Below are 6,719 nucleotides of genomic sequence, written 5' to 3'. Positions count from 1 at the left end.
CCCTCTCCCGGAGGGAGAGGGGGCCGACCGTAGTGTCTTGAGTCATGCATCGACCTGAAAGATCTTGTGTCGATTATGGATTCACCGATGCACGTTCAAGTCGGTGTAGATCTTTAATATCCCCGAATCAGTTCCCTCTCCCTCTGGGAGAGGGCTAGGGTGAGGGGATTTTGACTTGCGTCCAAACCCCCACAAACCTTCCGGTCACAGGTAAACTCCCGCGCACTTTCCCAAGGAGTTCACATGAGTTACTACCAGTCGGGCATTCTCGCCACCCCAGTTCCTGCGCAAGCACGTCATCTGTTTTTCGCCCTTGAATCGGTGGAAGCGCTGCCGCAGGCGATCGACAACCTGATCAATCAGGTAGACGGCCAGTCGGCGGTGGTCGGTTTCGGCGAATCCCTGGCCAAGGCCCTCAACGTGCAGATCGATGGCCTGCGCAGCTTCCCGGCCATGACTGGCGTTGGCGTCGAAAACCCGTCGACCCAGCACGCACTGTGGGTCTGGCTGCACGGCGTCGACCGTGGTGAACTGCTCAACCGCTGCAACGCCCTCAAGGCCGCACTGGCCCCGGCCCTGCGTCTGGTCGAGATGCAGGAAGCCTTCCGCCACAAGGACGGCCACGACCTCACCGGTTACGAAGACGGCACCGAAAACCCGCACGACGAAGCGGCCATCGCCGCCGCCCTGCAAAGCGCAGGCGCTGACGGCATGGTCGGTGGCAGCTTCGCCGCGATCCAGCAGTGGCAGCACGACCTCAAGGGTTTCCACAAGCTGTCCGCCGACGACAAAGACAACATCATGGGCCGTCGCCTCAGCGACAACGAAGAGATCGACGACGCCCCGGTCTCCGCCCACGTCAAACGCACTGCGCAGGAAAGCTTCGCCCCGGAAGCGTTCGTCGTGCGTCGTTCGATGCCGTGGATCGAAGGTGATCGCGCCGGGCTGATGTTCCTTGCTTTTGGCTTCTCGCTGGATGCCTTCGAAGCGCAACTGCGCCGTATGAGTGGTCTGGAAGACGGCATCACCGATGGTCTGTATCGCATCAGCCGGCCGATCACTGGCGGCTACTACTGGTGCCCGCCGCTGAAGGACGGTCACCTCGATCTGCGCGCCTTGCGCATCGGCTAAAAGGAATGAACATGGACGTGGTGCGCTGGGGCATGATCGGTTGTGGCAGCGTCGCTGAACGCAAGAGCGGGCCGGCCTTCTACAAAGCGCCCGGTTCGGCGCTGGTGGCGGTGATGGGCCGACGCCTCGAAGCGGTGACCGATTACGCCGCGCGCCACGGCATCGCGCGGGTCTACACCGACGTCGATGCGCTGATCAACGATCCCGAGGTGGACGCGGTGTACATCGCCACGCCACCCGACAGCCACCACGCCTACAGCCTGAAAGTCGCCGCCGCCGGCAAACATTGCTGCGTGGAAAAACCGATGGCGCTGAATGCCGGACAAAGTCGCGAGATGCAGCAGGTGTTTGCCGAGGCCGGATTGCACTTGTTTGTGTCCTACTATCGCCGTTCGTTGCCGCGTTTTGCGCAGGTGCGGCAATGGTTGGCGGAGGGGCGCATCGGTGAGGTTCGGCACTTGAGCTGGACGCTGACCAAGGCACCTTCGCCGGTGGATCTGGACGGTCGCGACAATTGGCGCACGGATCCGGCGGTGGCCGGTGGCGGTTACTTTGCCGATCTGGCCAGTCATGGCTTTGACCTGTTCCAGTATCTGCTTGGCGACATTGTCGAGGTCGCCGGATTCACCGCGCGTCAGGCCGGGTTGTACGCGGCAGAGGATGCGGTCAGCGCCAGTTGGCGGTTCGCCTCCGGGGCGCTGGGCATGGGTTGCTGGAGCTTTGTTGCGGATCGGCGTGAGGATCGGGTCGAGATCATCGGCAGCCTCGGGCGGATCGGTTTTTCGGTGTTTGATGAGCATTCTGTGCAGCTGCATGCGGATGAAGTCGTCAGCCTGGACATCCCTCATCACGAAAACATCCAGTGGCATCACGTATTGGGCATGAATGCGCATATTCGTGGTGATTCACCACACCCTGCAGTCGCCGAACAAGCGCTCAAGACCGACTGGGTAATGGACCAGATCCTCAAACGTTAAGATCAAAAGATCGCAGCCTTCGGCAGCTCCTACATGAGACCGCGATCCCCTGTAGGAGCTGCCGAAGGCTGCGATCTTTTGATTTTCAACACCGAATCTAAGGTTATGCCCAAACAATATTTCTAACCTTGTCATAACAACTCTAAGATCACGTCATAACTCGTTATAACAAGTGATCCCGCGATGACCGATAACGTTCTCTCTCTTAGCCCGCTCTCCTTATCAAGTGTCCCGCTGCACACCCAGCTGCGCGACGTTCTCCGTGCGCGCATTCTCGACGGCGAATACCCGCAAGACAGCCAGATGCCCTCCGAAAGCGAACTCGGCGCGCTGTTCAAAGTCAGCCGCATCACCGTGCGCCAGGCGCTCGGCGATCTGCAAAAGGAAGGGCTGATCTTCAAGATCCACGGCAAAGGCACCTTCGTCGCCAAGCCGAAAACCTTTCAGAACGTCAGCAGCCTGCAAGGCCTCGCCGAGTCGATGACCGGGCGTGGCTACGAGGTGATCAACCGCCTGCGCAGCTTCAAATTCATCCCGGCCGACAAGCGCGTCGCCGAACGTTTACAAGTTGCCGAAGGCGAGATCGTCACGCAAATCAAACGCGTGCGCCTGATCAACCGTGAGCCGATCTCGCTGGAAATCACCTACCTGCCGAAAGCCGTCGGCGAGCGCCTGGAGAAGGCCGATCTGGTCACCCGTGACATCTTCCTGATTCTCGAAAACGACTGCGGCATTGCCCTCGGCCACGCCGATCTGGCCATCGACGCGGTGCTGGCCGACAGCGACCTGACCCAGGCGCTGAACGTCGAGGCCGGCTCGCCGATCATGCGCATCGAACGTTTGACCCACGACGCGCAAGGCCAGCCGCTGGACTTCGAACACCTTTATTACCGTGGCGATGCGTTTCAGTACCGCCTGCGGATCGACCGGCAAAAAGGGGAGCAGGCATGACCCGCAACGTGCTCGAACAGGAATACGACATCGTCGTCATTGGCGGCGGCACCGCCGGGCCGATGGCGGCAATCAAGGCCAAAGAAAAGAACCGCGACCTGCGCGTGTTGCTGGTCGACAAGGCCAACGTCAAACGCAGCGGCGCGATCAGCATGGGCATGGACGGCCTGAACAACGCGATCATTCCCGGCCACTCGACACCGGAGCAGTACACCAAGGAAATCACCATCGCCAACGACGGCATCGTCAATCAGGCGGCGGTGTACGCCTATGCAACGCACAGCTTCGAAACCATCGAGCAACTCGACCGCTGGGGCGTGAAGTTCGAGAAGGACGAAACCGGCGATTACGCGGTGAAAAAAGTCCACCACATGGGCGCCTACGTGCTGCCGATGCCGGAAGGACACGACATCAAAAAAGTCCTTTATCGGCAGTTGAAACGCGCCCGGGTGAGTATCACCAATCGTCTCGTCTGCACGCGTTTGCTGACCGACGCGGAGGGCACCGTCAACGGTGTGATGGGCTTCGACTGCCGCACTGCCGACTTCCATGTGATCAAGGCCAAAGCGGTGATCCTCGCCTGTGGCGCGGCCGGGCGTCTCGGTCTGCCGTCGTCGGGCTACCTGATGGGCACCTACGAAAACCCGACCAATGCTGGTGACGGCTACGCGATGGCCTATCACGCGGGTGCCGAGCTGGCCAACCTCGAGTGCTTCCAGATCAACCCGCTGATCAAGGATTACAACGGCCCGGCTTGCGCCTACGTCACCGGTCCGCTGGGTGGCTACACCGCCAACAACAAGGGCGAACGCTTCATCGAGTGCGACTACTGGAGCGGGCAGATGATGTGGGAGTTCCACCAGGAACTGGAGAGCGGCAACGGTCCGGTGTTTCTCAAACTCGATCACCTGGCGGAAGAAACCATCCAGAACATCGAGGAAATTCTGCACAGCAACGAGCGCCCGAGCCGTGGCCAGTTCCACGCCAATCGCGGCACCGATTACCGCACGCAAATGGTCGAAATGCACATCTCCGAAATCGGCTTTTGCAGCGGCCACTCGGCGTCTGGGGTGTGGGTCAACGAGCGTGCCGAGACCTCGGTGAAAGGGTTGTACTCGGCGGGTGACATGGCCGCTGTGCCGCACAACTATATGCTCGGCGCGTTCACGTATGGCTGGTTCGCTGGGCACAACGCCGCCGACTTTGTCGCCGGGCGCGAGTTTTCCGCGCTGGATGCCGCGCAAATCGAAAAGGAAAAGGCCCGGGTCTACGCACCGCTGGATCGTGAAAACGGTCTGCCGCCAGCGCAGGTCGAGTACAAGCTGCGGCGCTTCGTTAACGACTACCTGCAACCGCCGAAAGTGACCAAAAAGATGCAGATCGGCCTGCAGCGCTTCAGCGACATTGAACGCGATCTCGAGCAGATGAAGGCCAACAACGCCCACGAACTGATGCGCGCGATGGAAACCAGCGTGATCCGCGACTGCGCGGAAATGGCCGCGCGCGCCTCGTTGTTCCGCGCCGAAAGCCGCTGGGGCCTGTACCACTATCGCGTCGATCACCCGCAACGCAACGACAGCGAATGGTTCTGCCATTGCCATTTGAAGAAGGGCGAGGACGGCCAGATGACCAGTTTCAAGAAAGCCGTCGAGCCTTACATCATCCCGCTCGATGCCGAGGAAATGCAGGCTTACGACCGTTTGCGGGTCGGCGCTTTCGCCGCTTGATACATCAATAACCAGAGAGCCCGAACCATGGCCTATCAAGCTCAGGAAATCTTCTTCCGCTCCAACGCCCCCGTCACCGTGGACGAGGACAAATGCATCGCCGAAAAGGGCTGCACCGTGTGCGTGGATGTCTGCCCGATGGACTTGCTGGCGATCAATCCGGCGACGCAAAAGGCCTACATGGCGTTCGATGAATGCTGGTACTGCATGCCGTGCGAGAAGGATTGCCCGACGGGTGCCGTCAAAGTCGACATCCCCTATTTATTGCGTTGATTGAAAGGGCCTCATCGCTGGCAAGCCAGCTCCCACAGGTTCCTCTGTTGTTAGCGACATCTGTGTCCCACTGAAAATCCCTGTGGGAGCTGGCTTGCCAGCGATGAGGCCCGCCTGGACAACATAAAAGCTACCCGGAAACACCCGGACGCTGGATTCACCGAAAACCCCTCGTTTCCCACCGCGCCCTGATCGTGGCGGAGACGAACTCAAATAAATGATTCGAGGGGAAACACTCATGTTGCGTGCAGCAATCGCCGGTCTGGTACTGGCTTCGTTCACCGTGTCGGCCTCGGCCGAAACCATCCGCATCGCCATCGGCACCCAAGACACCACCATCAACTGCGCCGCTGGCGGGCTGTTGATTCGTGAACTTGGCCTGCTCGACAAATACCTGCCCCACGACGGCGTCTACAAAGACGCGAAGTACGACGTTCAGTGGAAAAACTTCACCAGCGGCGCACCGCTGACCAACGAGATGGTCGCCGGCAAACTCGACTTCGGTGCCATGGCTGATTTCCCCGGTGCGTTCAACGGTGTTGCGTTTGAAACCGCCGGCAAACACAGCCTGTTCATCAGCGTGCTCTCGGGCAGTATCAAGGGCAGCGGCAACGGCATCGTCGTGCCGAGCGCGTCGGGCGTGCAGGCGCTGAGCGAACTCAAGGGCAAGACGATTTCCGTGCCGTTCGCCTCCACCGCCCACGGCATGTTGCTGCGTGCGGTGGCGGCGCAGGGCTGGGATCCGCTCAAGGATGTGAACATCATCGCCCAGCCGCCGGAGGTCGCCGGCTCGGCGTTGCAGGCCGGCAAGATCGACGCTCACGCCGATTTCGTGCCCTTCGCCGAGTTGTTCCCGAGCCGTGGATTCGCCCGCAAGATCTACGACGGCGCACAGGCCAATGCGCCGACATTCCATGGCGCGCTGGTGGATCAGGCTTTCGCCAAAAAGTATCCGGAAGTTGTCGTCGCGTACCTGCGTGCGAGCATCGAGGCCAATCAATTGCTCGCCGCCGAGCCTGAGAAGTACAGCGAGCTGATCGCCAAAGTCACCGGGGTCGATGCCGAAGTGAATTATCTGTTCCACGGCCCGCTCGGCGTGCAGACCCGCGACCTGAGCTGGAAGCCGGAATATCGCCAGGCGGTCGGCACGGCTATCGACACGTTGAAGCTGCTGAAGAAGGCTGATCGCGGGCTCGATCTGAATACCTTCATTGACGATCAATACATTCGTGCGGCGTTCAAGGCGTCGGGTCTGGATTACACGGCGCAGTTGGCCAACTACGCGCAGACGCCGCTGAAGGCTACGGATGCCGCAACCGGTAACGCAATCACCGACTTCAGCCATGTTGCGGAAATCTGGGTGCGCGGTGAGGACAAAGTCCGCCAGTACGCGTCAGCCGAAGAGGCATTCACAGCGCTCGCGGCGTTGAAGCAGGAAGGCAAAAACGTCCGGGCGGTGTATGCGCAGGCCAGTGACAGCGGGATCAAGCTGCTCGCGGACCAGGCGTGGTTTGCCAGTGATGCCAAGGGGCGCCTGAGCGCGTTCCTGCTTAAGGGCCAGGCTCAGCAATATGCCTCGGCGCAGGGTGGCAAGGTCCTCGATTTCAGCGATGCCACTGCCCAGGCGGTTGCTGCCCGCTGACTCAAGATCAAGAGCCCC

Annotated in this window: 6 protein-coding genes; all 6 read left to right on the top strand. The window is 60.5% G+C overall.

The window, feature by feature from the left end:
- The first annotated feature begins 243 nt into the window (after positions 1–243).
- The 6 genes from PMI23_RS27455 (at position 244) to PMI23_RS27430 (ending at position 6,701) form a co-directional block, all read left to right on the top strand.
- Entirely contained in the window at positions 244–1,131 is an 888-nt protein-coding gene (locus PMI23_RS27455; RefSeq protein ID WP_007918186.1) for a Dyp-type peroxidase, read from the top strand.
- 11 nt (positions 1,132–1,142) lie between these two features.
- The gene (locus tag PMI23_RS27450) at positions 1,143–2,108 is read left to right on the top strand and encodes a Gfo/Idh/MocA family protein (RefSeq protein WP_007918184.1); all 966 of its coding nucleotides are present in this window, start codon (positions 1,143–1,145) and stop codon (positions 2,106–2,108) included.
- Positions 2,109–2,291: 183 nt separating this feature from the next.
- Positions 2,292–3,059, top strand: a complete 768-nt coding sequence (locus tag PMI23_RS27445; protein ID WP_007918183.1) for a GntR family transcriptional regulator — start codon at positions 2,292–2,294, stop codon at positions 3,057–3,059.
- The gene (locus PMI23_RS27440; protein WP_007918182.1) at positions 3,056–4,786 is read left to right on the top strand and encodes a fumarate reductase/succinate dehydrogenase flavoprotein subunit; all 1,731 of its coding nucleotides are present in this window, start codon (positions 3,056–3,058) and stop codon (positions 4,784–4,786) included. The genes PMI23_RS27445 and PMI23_RS27440 overlap by 4 nt, the downstream gene beginning before the upstream one ends.
- 27 nt (positions 4,787–4,813) lie before the next feature.
- Positions 4,814–5,059, top strand: a complete 246-nt coding sequence (locus PMI23_RS27435; RefSeq protein WP_003225615.1) for a 4Fe-4S dicluster domain-containing protein — start codon at positions 4,814–4,816, stop codon at positions 5,057–5,059.
- A 217-nt stretch (positions 5,060–5,276) separates the two neighbouring features.
- Entirely contained in the window at positions 5,277–6,701 is a 1,425-nt protein-coding gene (locus PMI23_RS27430; RefSeq protein ID WP_177321076.1) for an ABC transporter substrate-binding protein, read from the top strand.
- Positions 6,702–6,719 lie beyond the last annotated feature (18 nt).

Origin of the sequence: Pseudomonas sp. GM24, from assembly GCF_000282235.1 — a bacterium.
GTDB lineage: Bacteria > Pseudomonadota > Gammaproteobacteria > Pseudomonadales > Pseudomonadaceae > Aquipseudomonas.
This window is presented reverse-complemented; position numbering and strand designations above follow the sequence as displayed.

Bases quoted from the DNA above. Each gene is read 5' to 3' on its own strand.
- PMI23_RS27430 (WP_177321076.1), top strand. From the start codon at position 5,277: ATGATTCGAGGGGAAACACTCATGTTGCGTGCAGCAATCGCCGGTCTG.
- PMI23_RS27440 (WP_007918182.1), top strand. From the start codon at position 3,056: ATGACCCGCAACGTGCTCGAACAGGAATACGACATCGTCGTCATTGGC.
- PMI23_RS27455 (WP_007918186.1), top strand. From the start codon at position 244: ATGAGTTACTACCAGTCGGGCATTCTCGCCACCCCAGTTCCTGCGCAA.
- PMI23_RS27435 (WP_003225615.1), top strand. From the start codon at position 4,814: ATGGCCTATCAAGCTCAGGAAATCTTCTTCCGCTCCAACGCCCCCGTC.
- PMI23_RS27445 (WP_007918183.1), top strand. From the start codon at position 2,292: ATGACCGATAACGTTCTCTCTCTTAGCCCGCTCTCCTTATCAAGTGTC.
- PMI23_RS27450 (WP_007918184.1), top strand. From the start codon at position 1,143: ATGGACGTGGTGCGCTGGGGCATGATCGGTTGTGGCAGCGTCGCTGAA.